General features: G+C 61.7%; 10 protein-coding genes. 7 read left to right on the forward strand and 3 right to left on the reverse strand.

The genetic code is table 11. From position 1 onward, the window contains the following. The first annotated feature begins 7 nt into the window (after positions 1-7). The 7 genes from ACFPN2_RS18830 to ACFPN2_RS18860 all read left to right on the forward strand — a co-directional run bounded on the left by ACFPN2_RS18830 (position 8) and on the right by ACFPN2_RS18860 (position 10,903). Positions 8-931, forward strand: a complete 924-nt coding sequence (locus ACFPN2_RS18830) for a FecR family protein (RefSeq protein ID WP_380599251.1) — start codon at positions 8-10, stop codon at positions 929-931. A gap of 67 nt (positions 932-998) precedes the next feature. Continuing rightward, entirely contained in the window at positions 999-3,587 is a 2,589-nt protein-coding gene (locus ACFPN2_RS18835; RefSeq protein WP_380599253.1) for a TonB-dependent siderophore receptor, read from the forward strand. A 94-nt stretch (positions 3,588-3,681) separates the two neighbouring features. Beyond that, entirely contained in the window at positions 3,682-5,580 is a 1,899-nt protein-coding gene (locus ACFPN2_RS18840) for an ABC transporter ATP-binding protein (RefSeq protein ID WP_380599255.1), read from the forward strand. 38 nt (positions 5,581-5,618) lie between these two features. After that, the gene (locus ACFPN2_RS18845; RefSeq protein WP_380599257.1) at positions 5,619-6,167 is read left to right on the forward strand and encodes an RNA polymerase sigma factor; all 549 of its coding nucleotides are present in this window, start codon (positions 5,619-5,621) and stop codon (positions 6,165-6,167) included. A gap of 43 nt (positions 6,168-6,210) precedes the next feature. Beyond that, entirely contained in the window at positions 6,211-7,122 is a 912-nt protein-coding gene (locus ACFPN2_RS18850) for a FecR family protein (protein ID WP_380600176.1), read from the forward strand. Between the two features lie 120 nt (positions 7,123-7,242). Beyond that, positions 7,243-10,035, forward strand: coding sequence for a TonB-dependent siderophore receptor (locus ACFPN2_RS18855; RefSeq protein WP_380600178.1), 2,793 nt, complete (start codon positions 7,243-7,245; stop codon positions 10,033-10,035). Positions 10,036-10,051: 16 nt separating this feature from the next. Continuing rightward, complete coding sequence (locus ACFPN2_RS18860; protein WP_380599259.1) at positions 10,052-10,903, forward strand: YbbN family protein; 852 nt, start codon at positions 10,052-10,054, stop codon at positions 10,901-10,903. Positions 10,904-10,923: 20 nt separating this feature from the next. On the opposite strand, the gene ACFPN2_RS18865 is transcribed toward ACFPN2_RS18860, so the two are convergent. The 3 genes from ACFPN2_RS18865 to ACFPN2_RS18875 form a co-directional block, all read right to left on the reverse strand. Further along, positions 10,924-13,641 carry a serine/threonine-protein kinase gene (locus ACFPN2_RS18865; RefSeq protein ID WP_380599261.1) on the reverse strand — a complete coding sequence of 906 codons (2,718 nt, stop codon included), beginning with the start codon at positions 13,639-13,641 and terminating at the stop codon, positions 10,924-10,926. Positions 13,642-13,645: 4 nt separating this feature from the next. Next, positions 13,646-14,200, reverse strand: coding sequence for an ECF-type sigma factor (locus tag ACFPN2_RS18870; RefSeq protein ID WP_380599263.1), 555 nt, complete (start codon positions 14,198-14,200; stop codon positions 13,646-13,648). Between the two features lie 301 nt (positions 14,201-14,501). Next, positions 14,502-16,322, reverse strand: a complete 1,821-nt coding sequence (locus ACFPN2_RS18875) for an ATP-binding cassette domain-containing protein (protein WP_465270383.1) — start codon at positions 16,320-16,322, stop codon at positions 14,502-14,504. Positions 16,323-16,403: the final 81 nt, after the last annotated feature.

Genomic DNA, 16,403 nt, shown 5'->3' on the forward strand with positions numbered 1-16,403 from the left:
TCCGACCATGGCTCCTCGCGACGCGGCGGTTGCTTGGTTCACCAAGCTGCGCGATCCGAAGCTGAGCGAGTCTGAGCGGGCCGAGTTCTCACGCTGGCACGACGCCAGTCCGGAGCATGCCGCGGCATACGAGGAAGTCGCAGCGGTCTGGAGTCAATTGGATGCCGTCCCCGCGCCTGCACCGTTGCGACAGCCGAACTCCTGGCTGAGATATGCCAGCATCGCGGCAACGCTGGCGATAGTGACGATCACGGCGCTGTCAGCGCCGCCGGGCGGCTTTCGAACGCTGCTTGCCGATGAGCGCACCGGAGCAGGCGAGAGCCGTGCGCTACATTTGCCGGACGGTAGCGAAGCGTGGCTGGATGCGAGCAGCGCGCTTTCTTTCGATGTCACCGCCGAAGAGCGTCGAGTGACGCTCATCGCAGGCCGGGCTTTCTTCAATGTACGTCATGAAGAAGCGCGTCCCTTCGTCGTCACCGTAGGATCCGCACAAGTGCGTGACATCGGCACTGCGTTTGAAATCGTGAAGCACGATTCGGGTGCGAACGTCTACGTGACCGAGGGCGTCGTCGAAGTTTCACTGGATGGCGGTGGCGCGGCAACGCTCAACGCCGGCCAAGGTGTGCGCATCGGTGACACAATTGGAAACATTCAAAGCGTGGTCGCCGCGGATGTCGCGGCATGGCGTACGCAACGTATCGTCTTCGTCGATGTGCCGCTCAGCCTCGTTGTCGAGGATGTCGAGCGCCATGGCGGCGGCCATATATTCATCATGGATGATGCGCTCGCCGACCGTCGCATCACCGGCTCGTTCGATACACGTGCACCGGTGGAGGCGCTGGGGTCCATTGTGAAGCTTTCGAAAGCACGGGCGTGGCGCGCCGGGCCGATCACAGTGCTGTTGTCCGAAAACTTTCTCGACCCGACCTAATTCATCTCACCCTCCGACCCGTCTTGTCTTCCCGAACGCGCGCTGACGCGCAATGATGGGAACGACAATGACGACTCGGATAAGAGTGATGAACTGGCAGTTGCTCGGCGCGATCGCGCTGTCGCTCTCCAGCCTATGCGTCGCGCACGCGCAGTCCTCGCCGGCGAGCGGCGCGACAGTCGCGGATGCCAAGCTGCACGCGTTCGATATTCCGACGCTGCCGCTCGCGCAAGCGGCCATTCGCTTCTCCGAGCAGGCTGGCGTACAGCTGCTCTTCGATGCGGATCTTGCTAAAGGCGTCTCGGCCAGTGAAGTCAAAGGCCGCTTGACTGTGCAAGACGCGCTGTTGCGTTTGCTGGGTCGCACGGGGTTGAGATGGCGTTATCTCAATTCAACCACGATCACGATCGAGCCCGCGCCAAGCGATGCGCGCGTCATCGGCCCGGTGCGCGTTGAAGGCGTGACGAATGCAACCAATGGCATCAACGGTAGTACCGACGTCACTGCGACCGAGGGCACGAAGAGTTACACCAGCGGCGCGCTCAGTATCGCGAGCAAAACGCCCCAGTCCATCAAGGACACGCCGCAGTCGGTGAGCGTCATCACCCAGCAGCGACTGCAGGACCAGAATCTGACTGACCTGAATACCGTGCTGGATCAATCCACCGGCATCACCCTGATAAAAAGTGACAGCCTGTCCAACGATTTCTATTCGCGGGGCTTTCAGGTCACGAAAATCCAGATCGACGGCGGCGCGCCGCTCAGCACCGAATACGGTTACGTGCCGCTGCTCGACATGGCCATGTACGACCACGCGGAGATCTTGCGTGGCGCTGACGGAATGTTCAACGGCTACGGCGATCCGGGTGGCGTGGTCAATCTCACGCGCAAACGCCCCTTGGATCGCGATCAGGTCACGCTCGATATGCATGTTGGCAGCTGGAACGACTATCGCGTCGTCGTCGATGCCACCGCGCCGCTTGGATTCGAGGGCCGGCTGAGAGGTCGCGCGGTGATCAGCTACGAAGACAAGGATTATTTCTACGACGTCGCCAGTGACAATCACACGTTGGCGTACGGCATCGTCGAAGCCGATGTCACGCCGACGACCCAAGTGAGCGCGGGCTTCAGCTTCACCCGCCAGGACGCGGTGCCGTTCGTCTATGGGTTGATGCGCTATTCAGATGGCCGCGATCTGCATTTGCCGCGCAGTACCGCGCTCACACCCGAGTGGAGCTATTGGAACTTCGAAACCAAGCAGATCTTCGCGCAGGTCGAGCAGAGCCTCGGCGAGCGCTGGACGATGAAGTTGAATGTCACGCGCCAGGACCAGGAGAGCCACCAGAAGTACTCGTATGTGTACGGACCGGTCGACCCGGTGAGCTTGCAAGGACCCTATGTGTTCGACGCGATCAGCGATTTTTCCAACGTGCAGAGCCTGGCGGATGTCACCGTCTCGGGTGAGTTCGAGCTGTTCGGGCACACTCAGTCGCTGGTGTTCGGCGCCAACTATCAGCAGGTGGACGGTGGCGATTATAAATTTCACAACTCCACCTATCCGGGCGAGACGGTGAATGTGTTCGAGTACGACCCGTCGGGCTATCCCATGCCGGGCGATCCGGGCGTGCAGTACGGCTATCCTGACGATGGTCAGGAGCAATCCGGCGCCTATTTGAATGCGCGCCTGACTTTCTGGCAGCCGCTGCACGTGTTGCTGGGGATGCGTTACAGCCGTTACGAGTACGGCCAGGTCATGGAGAGCTTTTATAACGGCAGCGTCTCCCGTCAGCGCGAGACACACAGCAGAAGCGATTTCACCTGGCCGCCGACGTACTCGATGGTCTATGACCTCGGCGAGAACCTGTCCGCATACGGCAGCTACACGGATATCTATTCCCCGCAATCGCGCTTTCGGGATCGGAACGATCAGCCCATCGAGCCAATCACGGGTGCGAACCTCGAGCTTGGCTTGAAGTACCAGTCGCCGGATCGACGTCTCAACGCCGCACTGGCTTACTATCGCATCGAGCAGAAAAATTTCGCCGAGCGGGATCCGAGCGTGCCGCCCAGCAGCGATCCTGACAGCCGCATCGTCTGCTGCTACCTCAACACCAGCGATCGTGTGAACTTCAGTCAGGGCGTGGATCTGGAACTGACAGGCGAGTTGCTGCCGGGGCTGCAGACTTCGTTCGCCTACACCTTCAATCAGAATGAGATCCGCGGCCTCGATGCCTATGCCGACCAGGGCAAGCCTCTGGTCAGCCGTTCGCCCGAGCACCTGTTGAAGCTGTGGGCCAGCTATCGTTTCCAGCAAGGTGCGCCCTGGCTACGCGCCCTGACGCTCAGTGGCGGCGTCAATGCACAGACCAGCAACTACAACAGCGGCAGTGTTTGTATTGCCTACATCTACGACACCGATCCGCTCGGCCGTCCACGATCGACCTGCACGAGGTACGCCGACTACGAGTTCACCATCGGCGCCTATGCCATCCTGAGCGGCCACCTCGCTTATGAGATCAATCCGCGCTGGCGAGCGGGATTGAATATCGAAAACCTGCTGGATCGGCGCTATTACCAGACCGTTGGTCGCAGCGACTACGGTAACTGGTACGGCGAGCCTCGCAGTTTCACACTGTCGTTACGCGGCCAGTTCTGATTCCGATCGCGCCGGCGCGTTCCATTGCGGGGCGCGCCGCCATCTATGCTGTATAGTTCGCCGCCCGCCGCCACGCGCGAGCAGGTGAACCTCCATGCCGACCGTTTCCGACTCTTCTCATTTTCAGCGCGCCCCCGGCACGCCACGGTTGCCCGCCACGCCGCTCAGATTCATCGGCTACTTCGTCCGGCAGTATCGATGGTGGTACCTGGCGATGCTGGTGCTGGTGACGGCCGATGCCACCTGCGGCATCCTGATTCCCTACGGCATCTCGAAAATCATCAAGACGGTCACCGATGCGGCGGCCCAGCCCGCGCTCGCAGTGAAGGATCACCTGCACGGGGCCTTGCTGTTGTTCGTAGCGCTGGCCGTCGGCGAAGTGATCTTCAGCCGTCTGTCCGGCGCCATTCAGATCCGACTCGGGCCCAGGCAGCGGCAGAACGTCACGCGCGCTCTGTATCACTACCTCCAATATCACTCGCATCGATACATCACGAATGACTTCGCCGGCGCGCTGGCGCACCGGATCAGCGAAACTTCGCTGGGCGTTTCGCAAACGCTGTGGTCCATCCTGACCGAGTTCTGGCCTGCGACCGTCGTGCTCGGCGTGTCCGTTTCGCTGCTGCTGGGCGCTCACGTGAAGCTTGGTGTTTTCGTGCTGGCGTGGGCCATGCTGTTCGTGGCGTTGTCCTTCTGGCTGGCGCGCCGTTGCCGCCCGTACGCGCTCAAGGCTTCGGCCGCGCGCAGCGAGACGACCGGAAAAATCGTCGATTCGGTAACGAATCTCACCAGTGCGCGTCTGTTCGCCCGGCTCGGTTTCGAGCGCGGCTACCTCAACAATTTCCTGGCCAAGGAACTGAGCGTCATCGATCGCTCGAATGGCTATGCCGAGCGGATCCGATGGTTTCAGTTCACCGCCGCGGCGTTGCTCAAGGTGGGCACGTTGTACTACGCGCTGGAGCTCTGGCAGCAAGGTGCGATTTCTCTTGCGGACTTCGTGATGGCGGTCAGTCTGGCGCTGCTGGTCATCACCGAAGTCCGGAACCTCGCGCGCCGGTTCCTCGAGTTCTTCGAGTACGTGGGCAATGTTTCGAACGGCGTGCATACCATCGTTCGACCGCACGAGCTGACTGACGCGCCGGATGCGACAGAAGCCCGGATCGCACGCGGCGTCATCGAGTTCCGTGACGTTTCGTTCGGTCACTCTCCCGATCAACCGCTGTTCAGACATCTCAACGTCGTCATCCCGGCCGGTCAACGCGTCGGGCTGGTCGGGTTGTCCGGCTCGGGTAAATCGACGTTTGTCAGCCTGATTCTGCGGATGTACGACCCGCAAGGCGGCCAGATCTGCGTGGACGGTGTCGATATCCGCGCGATGACCCAGGACGCGCTACATGCGCAGTTGAGCCTGATTCCGCAGGACCCCAGCCTGTTCCATCGCACCTTGATGGAAAACATCCGCTACGGCCGGATCGAGGCCACCGATGAGGAAGTCGTCGAAGCCGCTCGCCGCGCTCACGCGCATGAGTTCATCGCGCAGATGAAGGAGGGCTATCACTCGATGGTGGGCGAGCGCGGCGTCAAGCTTTCGGGCGGCCAGCGTCAGCGCATCGCCATCGCTCGCGTGATTCTGAAGAACGCGCCCGTGCTGATTCTGGATGAGGCCACGTCCAGCCTGGACTCCATCACTGAAAAGGCCATCCAGGAGACGCTCGACGACGCGATGATCGGCAAGACGGTCATCGTGGTGGCGCATCGACTCTCAACCATCGCGCACCTGGATCGCATTCTGGTGTTCGAGCACGGGCGCATCGTGGAAGACGGCAGCCACGCCGAACTGATCCGCAAGGGCGGCGCCTATCACGCCTTGTGGAGCCGGCAGACCGGCGGATTCATCGTGGACGAAGGCGAGGGCGCGGCCGAACAGCCGCTCATGACAGACGATCTGGCGCCCGACCCGGCGGTGCCTATCGGTGAGTCGGCGAACAGATAAGAGTTGCGGTGTCGGTCCGCGCCATACGTTCTTTGCGGATGCGTGGCGCGAAAGAAACTGCCGACCTCGGCGGTGCGGATCTGCTGGTCTCGTTTCGGGAGAACGAGCCCAGACTGGTGCGCTTTATCGCGTCCCGCGTGGGCTGCCGTGCCGTCGCGCAGGATCTGGCGCAGGAAGTGTTTCTTCGCGCGGGCACAGCCGGATGGCGCAGCGTTCTCGATCCTCGGGCGTTCCTGTTCAGGATTGCTCTCAATCTGATTTCCAATCATAAGACTCAGACCCGCCGGCGCGCGGAGCTGGACGCCGAAGCGAAGGAGCTGCTGTGCGCGGGCATCGACGAGCTGACGCCCGAACGAAGAGTCATCGCTTCGGAAGAGATGGCCCGCGTGGCGGAGGTGCTTCAGGACTTGCCCGAGCGAACGCGGAACATCGTCCACTGGTGCCGCTTCGATGGACTGACCAAAAGCGAGATCGCATCCCGGCTCGGCATTACGTATCAAGCGGTGGACGGTCATCTGCAGCGAGCCCTCCATCGGCTGCTGCAGGCGGACCAGGCGGCCGGTTCACGGGACCCGAATAAAATCTGATGCGGGCACGTTGTGTTTGGGGGTTGTCAGTTGTCTCTTGAGCATGGTCCCGCGGCAATCCACTGAACTCGACAGCCCCGCTCGTCAGGCGGCGGTCGAGTGGGTCTCCCGGCTTGCGTTGGGCGAAGTCACGGCGAAGGAGCTTGCGAGCCTGAAGGCCTGGCTCGCGGCGGATCCGTGCCATCAAGCCGAGTTCGATATCGCGCGACAGAAATGGGCGGATCTCAAGTCGCTTCGCCCGGAGAAGGCCGCAGCGAGCAGGCCTCGGTGGGGCGCTTGGGCAGCGGCGGCCTGCGTGGTCGCATTTTCTATTCTGCAGATATTCCGCACGCACGATGTTTCCTCGTCCGTCGGCGAGATTCGCGAGACCACGCTTGCGGACGGCAGCAGGCTGTGGCTCGACACGGACTCCGCAGTCGATTTCGATCAAACCGCCACTGCGCGTTCGTTGCACGTCGTCCGGGGCCGAATTCACATTGCGGTCGCCAACGATCAGCAACGGCCACTGACCGTCGAGGCTGCAGGCTACGTCGTTCGAGATATTGGCACTTCGTTCAGCGTGGATCTCGCCGGGGACGGGCTGCGCGTCGCGGTTGTCGATGGGGCGGTGGAGGTGTCCCGTGACGGAGTAACCACCTTGCTTACGGCCATGCAGGCTGCATCGTTCACGGAACACCGTGTGCTGGCGTCCGCGCCTTTAGACATCGTTTCAGAGAAAGCATGGCGCGAAGGTCGTATTCTCTTTGCAGACACCTCGCTCGACACCGTACTTGCGGAGATCGATCGCTATCGCAAAGGCACCGTGTGGCTCTCTGACGCAGCCATGGGCAAGAAAGTGTTGAGCGGAAGTATCCCGACGGACGATCTCGAAAGCGGCCTCGATGCGCTGGCGGAGACTGCTGGCCTGCGTCTGGTGCGGCTGCCGTACCTGCTGGTCGTCCTGCCGGCCGAATAGAAAATCCACTCGCCCGGGATTGTAAATCCCCGGACTGACCTGTCTCTGATGGAGAGAGACGGATTACAACCGGGAGTTGCCATGAGCAGATGGGGTACAAGTCTGTCCAGACTTGTTGTGATGACAGCCGTTGCGTCGTGCGTCGGTGTGCTGCCGCGAGCGGGCCTGGCTCAGGAGCAGAGCAGCCAGTCGCAAACATTCCACTTTGAAATCAATCCCGGCGCGATGAGCACGGTGCTCACCGCGTTCTCCGAAGTCACGGGCGTGCAACTCGTCTACACGAGCTCGCTCGTCAAAGAACTGAAATCCTCGGGACTCTCGGGGAAATACTCCGCACAGGACGCATTGGCCACGCTGCTGGCCGGCTCGGGAATCACCGCTCGTTTTACCGGAGCGAAGACCGTGGCGCTGGTTCGTCAGGCGTCGAGCGATACGCGTGTGTTGGGGCCAGTGAGAGTGGAAGGCGCGGAGGCAACGCGCGTGAGCGGCATCAATGGTTCGCGCGATGTGACAGCCACGGAGGACACCGGCAGCTTCACTACCGGCGCAATGACGATCGGATCGAAAGCGCCGCGCTCGATGAAAGATACAGCGCAGTCGGTGAGCGTGATCACGAGCGAGCAGCTCGATCAGCAAAACGTTAGCGACTTCAATCAGGCGCTCAAGCTGGCGCCGGGCGTGTCCTTCGCGCAAGGCGATACCAATCTCGAAACGAGCTTCTACTCGCGCGGTTTCGAGATCACCTCCATTCAGATCGACGGCGGTGCCCCGGTCAACACCAGCTTCGTGAACTTCTTTCCTCAGATCGATCTTTCGCAATACGACCATGTGGAGCTGCTGCGCGGCGCGGCGGGTCTGTTCAATGGCTATGGCGACCCGTCCGGCACCGTCAACCTCGTGCGCAAGAAGCCGCTCGATCATGAGCAGGTGATGTTGGATACAGAATGGGGCAGCTGGAACCACTATCGCAGCGTGCTGGACGCCTCGGCGCCGCTGGCCTTCGACGGAAAACTCGGCGGGCGCGTGGTCGTCACCTGGCAGTCCAACGAATATTTCTACGACATCGCCGAGGACCAGAAAACCCTGCTCTATGGAATTCTCAGTTATGACCTTACGCCCAGCACGCTGCTCACCGCCGGCGTGAGTGATACGACTCAGGACGGCGTGCCTTGGTATAGCGGCCTGCCGCGCTATCAGACGGGAGAAGATTTGAAACTGCCGCGTGCAACGGCACTCATCGCTCCTTGGAGTCGCTGGGACGTCGACACCACTGAAATCTTCGGCTCGATAGAGCAGCGGATGGGCGAGAACTGGACTGCGAAGCTCAATCTCACTCACCTCCAGCAAGACACCACGCGGAAGGTGGGCTTCAGTTCCGGCACGGTAAATCCGGTCGACCATCGTGGGCCGACGCTGGTTGGACAGTACAAGGACTTCGCCAGCGACCAGCTTTCCGCCGAGGCGACGCTGTCGGGCACCTTCACTCTATTCGGCCAGCGCCAGGAACTGACTCTGGGTGTCAACCGAAGCAACCAGGACGGCTCGGGTTACATCGAATATCTGCCTCTTATCTCGAGCTCGGCGGCGGCACCTTATCAACCTTATCCGGGCGGGCCGCGCTATTGCTCGGGCAGCGATTGCCCGCCCGGCTCGATTGGCGTGGACGCGCCACCCATTGACGTATTCGATTTCAATCCCTATGACCCCATCTACTCCCAACCGGCCGATCCCCTGCCGATATCGCGAGATCTGGAGCGCGGGCAGGTGCAGACCCTGGCCTACCTCAATGTGCGGCTGACGGCCTTCGATCGGCTGCATCTCGAGACGGGTCTGCGCTGGAGTCGCTTCGAGTACAAATATGCTATCGAGCGGCTCTGCACCAGCATTCCCGAGAACGGCACTCCTGCGCCCGACAACTGCGTGGGCCGCCAGATCGGCGATTCCTATGCCCCTTTGAGTAACGTCTATAGCGGCGAGGCGTTTTCCTGGCCGCCTTCCGTCGCGCTCTCCTATGACGTGAGCAACGATCTCATCTCCTATCTCGGCTACACGGATATCTATGTGGATCAGTCGCATGCTCTCGACGGCGATCTGGAGCCGATCGGCCCCATCACCGGCGAGAACATCGAACTCGGACTGAAGTGGTCGCCGCGCGAAGGGCGGGTCAACGCCAGCGTTGCCGTCTACCGCATCAAGAAGCGCGGATTTGCCAGCAGCGAGCCGGGCGTGGATCGCAAGAAGCGGAATCCGGACGGGTCCATCTATCGGGACGAAACAGGCGCCCAATACATCGTCACCAACAACGGGACCGAGCTGCGCTACGGCCAGGTCGATTCTTCGCGCTTCTGCTGTTACATCCAGGGGAACGATCGGATCCACGTCAGCAAAGGGTTGGACGCCGAGCTGACGGGCGAGGTGCTGCCCGGCTGGCAGGTCGCCGCCAGCTATACCTTCAGCCAGAACAAATATGAAGGCAAAGGTTACGAGTCCAATCGAGGTCAGCCCTTCACCACGATTCAACCGGAACGTCTGTACAAACTGTGGACGACCTATGACTTCCGCGCCTCGGGCGCGACCGGCTGGCTCGCTAACTTCACCGCATCGGTCGGATTCCAGGGCCAATCGAAGGGTTACAGGTCGGGAACGGCGTGCCCCCCAGGTCAGGTGGGTGACCCCGACGAGACCGGCGAGGCGCCTTGCCTGGTGCGGCTCGTCCCCTACGAATTCACGGTGGAGCCCTACACGGTCTTCTCCGGTCGGCTCAACTATCGCTTCAACACTCAGTGGTCCGCTGCGCTCAATGTCGAGAACTTGTTCGACAAGACCTACTACCAGTCCGTCGGTCAGATCTATTACGGCAACTGGTACGGCCCGCCGCGCAGCTTCACGCTGAGTCTCCGTGGCGCCTTCTGATTGAGTGAGACAATGTATGAACGAGATACCGTTTTCAGAAAGTAAGAACGCCAACGATGATCGCTTCCTCGCGCAATGCGCACGAGCAGGCCATGCGCCCGAAATTGTCTATCTCGCCTTGCAAAAAGCGACGGCGCAGGCGGCCCTGACTCCCGAAGAGGAAGCGCTGATCGTCGACTACGCGGATGCGATTCATAGCCTGCCAGGCGCTGAGCGGGCGATCGTGGAGGCAGGTGTCATCGATCTCTCCGGTCATGAGGACAAAATGGCCTATTGCACGGAGTTGATCCGCTCCGTGCGTCGCAAGCAGGCGCTACGCCGCGTCGAGTTGCTGACAGACGAGGAGAAGATTGCAGATCGAGTCGTATTCGATTGGATCCAGGTTGCAGCCCATTCTCAGCAGTCGCGGCTGGTGGGCGAAACGTTGGCGGTGAAGGCAATGCCTTCGGTTCTGGCACTGTCGGAGTCGACGTTTGACGAGGCGTTTGGCGACTATGTCGCGCCAATGATCGTGTACTTCCATGGCAGCGATTTCTTCGGCGAACCCAAGGCGAGTGGGCGCGTCGAGCGACTGGCCCGGGAAGTCGGCGAATTCGCCCGGGTAGCGCGAGTCAACCTGATGCTGAACCCATCACTGGCGGATCGCTTTCGGGTCAGGGCTGAAACGCTGATGATATTCAGCGCGTCCAGCGGTCGCCTCGAAGAGATCATGGAGAGCGGCGAGCCCTATTTGGCCATTGCCGCCAGGGTGGAGCCCTACGTCAGTCACTGGCGGCGCATGATGACGGATCCGCAAAGGCGCGCCCGCATTGAACTCGTCAGGCAGCACGCGGGAGCGGCAAAGGACGCGGCTCGCCTTCGAGCGTGAAATGCTGGAATTCCAGCGCGTCACATCGCAATCGCACGCCGGACACGCTTGGTCTGGGGATGCTCCGGACCGAGCTGTGATTCGAGCGTGGCGAGCGATTGCTCGATCAGATCTTTGCCTTCGGGCTTGCCCGCGGCGACTTGAGCTTCGCCCAAGCGGGCGCGGGCTTCGGCGAGTTCCCAGCTCTGATCCCACATCACTTGTTCGCGTAGCTTCACTGCTTCTTCGAGCACGGGAGCGGCTTCAGCGGCGTGGCCGTTTTGTATCAGCAGTTCGCCTTGCGCGACTAGCGCCTGACCTAACGCAAGCTGAGCGGCGGGGCCGCCGGAGCGGAGTTTGATGATGACGTCGGCGAGTTCGTCGGAGGCTGTGGCGAACGGCTGTTGTTTGGTAGCGAGGCGGGCCTTGGTGAGCCGTGCGCGCTGTGTGAAGAGGTGATTATCACCAAATTGCTTGCGCGCTAACGCCAGCGCCTCGTCTGCAATTTGCGTCGCGTCTTTGGGATGACCGGCCGCCGCGTGAGCTTCGGCAAGAAATGTTCGGTTCTGCACATGGAGCGCACTGCCGGTCGCAGTGAACTTCTCGGCCATGCGTGCCGCTTCTTCCAAAATGGGAATGGCCTGATCGGGTCGACCGAGCGCCGTTTGCAATGAGCCGTACTGTCCCATCGACGCCGCGACGGCCGCTGAATCGCCCGATAGCGCACGCTGGCCTTCGAACGCGTGTTTCAATTCGCGCTCAGCATCGGCGACACGGCCGACGCGATAAGACAGCGTGCCGACATTCGCGCGCATGACGAGTGCAGGAACGTCTTCGCCAGTGCCGAGCGCATCATGAATGGCCAGGGCCTTTCGATAGGCGGCAGTCGCTTCCTGCAGGCGATTGGCGTTCATGAGCGCGATGCCGAGCGAGTTATAGAGAATCGCCGTCTCGCTGTGATTCTCACCAGACAGCGCGATGCGCTCGGTAATCGCCTGCTCATTCGTCGCGATGGAGCCCACTAAGTCGCCTTGAGCGCGGAGTACGCGGGCTTTGACGGTGAGCCATTCCAGATGCTGTTCGGCGTAACGCTTGAGATCGGTCGTCCAGAATTGCTCGGCTGACACAAGCAATTCATCTGCGCGTTTCAAGTTGCCGCGAGCCAGTTCGGCATGCGCGAGTTTTTGCTGAACGAGTGCGACGGTTTCCGGGTTCGCTTCCGGGCCAGCTTGTTTCAAGTAGCCTTCGAGTAGCGGCACCTGGCCGGCGACATCTTCGAGCGCCCCATACAAATCGGCGAGCGTTTCGACCACTTTGCCGGCGAGATAAGGATCGTCGCGATACTCCTGAAGCACGCGCTCGGCGCTGCGGTCGAGCATGGTTTTCGCGGTGGTGGTGCCGGAGCCGTCGGCGGTCACTGAGTTGCGAAACATGCGGGTCAGATACATTCGCACCGCTTCTTCGCGAGCCGCCGCTCTGCGAGCGATGTCGCGTTCGACAGCGGTCCGCGCCGCTTGTTCGCGAGCTTCCCGAGCTTGCCACAGGGCGACGCTGGCGCCGGCCAGAATGGCGATGAGAACGGCGGCGGCCGCGGCGGTGCCGGCGCGATTGCGGCTGACGAATTTGCTGAAGCGATACCACGCACTGTCGGGCCGCGCCTGGATGGGCCGGCCGTGCAAATGGTGATCGATATCCAGAGCGAACGCATCGGCGCTCGCATAACGCTGCGTCGGATCTTTCTTGAGCGCCCGATTCAGAATGGCGTCGATGTCGCCGCGCAGGCGACGACCGCGCTGATGATCCTGAGCGGTCGCGCTCGCGAGCGAGGCGTCGATTTCGGTGATGGCGCGTTCGAGCTGCTGGCCGTTGCCCGTGTGCTTGGGGGAGTAGGGCAGCGCGCCGGTCAGCAATTGATAGCTCACGACGCCTAGCGAATAAACGTCGGTCGCCGTGCTGATCGGCTCACCTTTGATCTGCTCGGGCGCTGCGTATTCGGGCGTGAAGGCGCGTACGGCGAATTGGGTTTGCTCGCCGGGTTGGTTTTCCAAAAGCTTCGCGACACCGAAATCCAGCAAGCGTGCCGAACCATCGGCGGTCACGAGAATATTGCTGGGCTTGAGGTCGCGATGAACGATCAGCCGTGCATGCGCATGAGCCACTGCGCGTGCCACTTGCAGAATCAGCTGCAGGATCTGCTCGACCGAAGGCGAGTGCTCGGCGCAGTAGCGGTCGATGGTCACGCCTTCCGCATATTCCATCGCCATGAACGGCCGGCCGAGATCGTCGACGCCGGCGTCGTAGAGCCGCGCGATGTTGGGATGTTCGAGCGTCGCGAGAATGTCCCGCTCGCGCGCCATGCGTTCGGCGAGCCCGCCGATCCAGGTCACGTGCGGCAGCTTGAGTGCGACGTTTCGTTTGAAGGTGCCGTCGTCGCGCTCGGCGAGCCACACGCTGCCCATGCCGCCGCGGCCCAGTTCGCGCACCAGGCGATAGGGGCCGATGTGATTTCCTGGGGAAGGCGAGCTGAGCGGAGAAGTATTGATGCCGGTCAGGCTGGTGAACTGCGGCATGTCGCGCAGGAATGCATCGCTGTCGCGGGTCGCGTGCTTGGCAAGTAGCTCGCGAAGCGCGGGCTTGAGTTTTTCGTAATCCCCGGCAAGGGCGTCGAGCCAGGAGTCACGTTCGCCGGGCGGCAGGTCGAGCGCGGTATCGAGCAGCTCGAACATCTGTTTCCAGTCTTCGGGCCCGATTCGTTGCATGGAGCTACTGTGCCAGAGTCGTTGCCAGGAACAAGCGCGCCTTCTCCCAATCGCGGGCCACCGAGCGCACGCTGCGATCGAGGGCGTCGGCGACTTCTTCTTCGGTCATGCCGGCGAAATAGCGCATCTCCACGACCTTCACCAGTCGCGGATCGATCTTCGCCAGTTCCTGGAGCGCTTCGTGAATCTGCAAAACCTCTCGCTCGCGCGGGTCCGCAATGTGAGCGGCGGCCACGTCGATGTCGACATGGATCGCATCGCCGCCCCGGCGGTCAGCCGAACGACGACGCACGAAGTCCACAACGATGGACCGCATGACCTGTGCGGCATAACCCATGAAATGGCCGCGATCGTTTGCTTCGATGGCGCCGGCTTTGAACAGGCGCAGATAGGATTCGTGGACCAGCGCTGTCGTGTCGAGCAGGGTGAACTGACCGCTGCGACGCAGTCTGGCGTGGGCCAGTTGGCGAAGGTCGTTGTAGAGCAGATCGAACAGCTGCTCGACGGCGCCGGCATCGCCGCGTCGGGAGGCGTCGAGCAAGAGAGTGACTTGCGACATGAAGCTCAATCATCCGCTGATAGGTCGAATCTAGCACAGGGCGCTGTCGTCGCCTGTGACCTCGGCGGTTCGCCGGAGGCCCTCAATCGCCGTACGGCTCGGAACGGACTAAATCGGTCCGAGTTGGTTCGAGCCGTGCGGCTCGGAACGGATTAAATCGGTCCGAGTTGGTTCGAGTCGTACGGCTCGGAACTGATTAACTCGGTCCGAGTTGGTTCGAGCCGTGCGGCTCGGAACGGATCAAATCGGTCCGAATTGGTTCGAGCCGTACGGCGATTGAGGGCCTCTCACTCCGGGGCGTTCAGCTCTTCGCGGCCGCTTCGGCCTTGGCTTCGAGATTGGACCAGCGCTCAAACTTTTCTGTCATTTCGCGTTCGAGATCTTCCGCGAGCTTGCGGTCGGCCTTGAGCTGGTCGGGTCCTTGCTTGTGATAATCCGCCGAGCTCATGCGCGCGGTCAGCTCTTGTTGGCGCTGTTCGAGCGCCTCAATTTCAGCAGGCAATTGCGCGAGCTCTCGTGTTTCTTTATAGCTGAGCTTTACGGGTGCCGCCGCGCGGGCCGACGGTTTGTTCTCTTGTTTGGACTTGGACGAAGGCGCAGGCGACAGCGGTGCGGGGCGCTGAGCGAGCCAGTCGCTGTAGCCGCCGACATATTCCTGCCATCGACCGTTGCCTTGCGCGACCAGCGTCTGAGTAACGACGTTGTCGAGGAACGTTCGGTCGTGGCTCACCAGCAAGAGCGTGCCGGGATAGGTCTGCAATGTATCTTCCAGCAACTCCAGCGAATCGATGTCGAGGTCGTTGGTGGGCTCGTCCATCACCAGCACGTTCGCGGGCCGCGCGAACAGGCGCGCCAGTAACAATCGATTGCGCTCGCCGCCGGACAGCGCTTTCACCGGCGAATTGGCTCGCTGCGAGGAGAACAGAAAGTCACCGAGATAAGTCATCACATGCTTGCGCTCGGTGCCGATCTCAACCCAGTCCGAACCCGGGCTGATGGTCTCGACCACGGATTTCTCCGGATCGAGCTGTTCGCGCAACTGATCGAAGTACGCAACGGCAATGTTGGTGCCGAGGCGCACGTTGCCGGCATCAGGCTCGAGCCGGCCGAGAATGAGCTTGATGAGCGTCGACTTGCCCGCGCCGTTCGGGCCGATCAGGCCGAGGCGGTCGCCGCGCATGATACGCATCGAAAGATCGCGAACGATCGGTCGATCGCCAAAGGACTTTTCGACATCGGTCAACTCAGCGACCAGCTTGCCGGAGCGCTCGCCCGAATCGAGCGTGAGTTTCACACTGCCCATTTGCTCGCGTCGCGCGGCTCGCTGTTCACGCAAAGATTCGAGTCGGCGCACGCGGCCTTCGTTACGAGTGCGGCGAGCTTCGACGCCTTTGCGAATCCAGACTTCTTCCTGCGCCCAGAACTTGTCGAACTTGCGGTTCATCACTTCTTCGGCGGCGAGTTGCTCGCCCTTGCGCGTCTCGTAAGCCGCGAAGTTGCCGGGATAGGAGCGGAGCAGGCCGCGGTCGAGCTCGATGATGCGCGTGACGACGCGATCCAGGAACGAGCGGTCGTGAGTGACGACGATGGACGCCGGTCCTTTGATCAGCAGTTCTTCCAGCGCGGTGATGCCGTCGATGTCCAGATGGTTGGTGGGCTCGTCGAGCAACAGCAGGTCGGGTTCCAACGCCAGCGCCAACGCCAGCGCGGCGCGTTTGCGCTCGCCGCCCGAGGTGGTTTCGGGGGCGCGCTCGGCCGCGACGTTGAGGCGCTGTAAGAATTCACTGAGGCGCGCTTCGAGGCGCCAGCGTTCGCGCTCGTCGTGAATGTCTTCGAGCTTGCCGCGCAGGACCAGGCTGTCACGCACGGTTTCTGCCGGCGGCAACAAGGGCTCCTGTTCGACCAGCACGACTTTCAGCCCGTCCAGGCGCGACACTTCGCCGTCATCCAAAGGCGCAAGGCCCGTGATGACTTTCAGTAGCGAGGATTTGCCGGTGCCGTTCCGGCCGATCAGCCCGACGCGCTCGCGCTCGTCGATGGCGAAATTGGCCTTATCCAGCAGGGGATGCAGGCCATAGGCGAGTTCGGCGTTGCGAAGCGTGAGCAGGGGCATCGGCGTCAAGGCTTGGGCGTCGGGGCCCGAATGATACCGGCGAAGGCAATTGCGGGGCTGGAAATCGTCGCCGCGGCCCTACAATAGGGG

The organism is Steroidobacter flavus, assembly GCF_042651805.1.
GTDB classification, from domain to species: domain Bacteria; phylum Pseudomonadota; class Gammaproteobacteria; order Steroidobacterales; family Steroidobacteraceae; genus Steroidobacter; species Steroidobacter flavus.

Excerpts from the sequence above, each read along its gene's own strand:
- ACFPN2_RS18830 (WP_380599251.1), top strand. The coding sequence starts at position 8 with ATGGCTCCTCGCGACGCGGCGGTTGCTTGGTTCACCAAGCTGCGCGAT.
- ACFPN2_RS18835 (WP_380599253.1), top strand. The coding sequence starts at position 999 with ATGACGACTCGGATAAGAGTGATGAACTGGCAGTTGCTCGGCGCGATC.
- ACFPN2_RS18840 (WP_380599255.1), top strand. The coding sequence starts at position 3,682 with ATGCCGACCGTTTCCGACTCTTCTCATTTTCAGCGCGCCCCCGGCACG.
- ACFPN2_RS18845 (WP_380599257.1), top strand. The coding sequence starts at position 5,619 with ATGCGTGGCGCGAAAGAAACTGCCGACCTCGGCGGTGCGGATCTGCTG.
- ACFPN2_RS18850 (WP_380600176.1), top strand. The coding sequence starts at position 6,211 with ATGGTCCCGCGGCAATCCACTGAACTCGACAGCCCCGCTCGTCAGGCG.
- ACFPN2_RS18855 (WP_380600178.1), top strand. The coding sequence starts at position 7,243 with ATGACAGCCGTTGCGTCGTGCGTCGGTGTGCTGCCGCGAGCGGGCCTG.
- ACFPN2_RS18860 (WP_380599259.1), top strand. The coding sequence starts at position 10,052 with ATGAACGAGATACCGTTTTCAGAAAGTAAGAACGCCAACGATGATCGC.
- ACFPN2_RS18865 (WP_380599261.1), bottom strand. The coding sequence starts at position 13,641 with ATGCAACGAATCGGGCCCGAAGACTGGAAACAGATGTTCGAGCTGCTC.
- ACFPN2_RS18870 (WP_380599263.1), bottom strand. The coding sequence starts at position 14,200 with ATGTCGCAAGTCACTCTCTTGCTCGACGCCTCCCGACGCGGCGATGCC.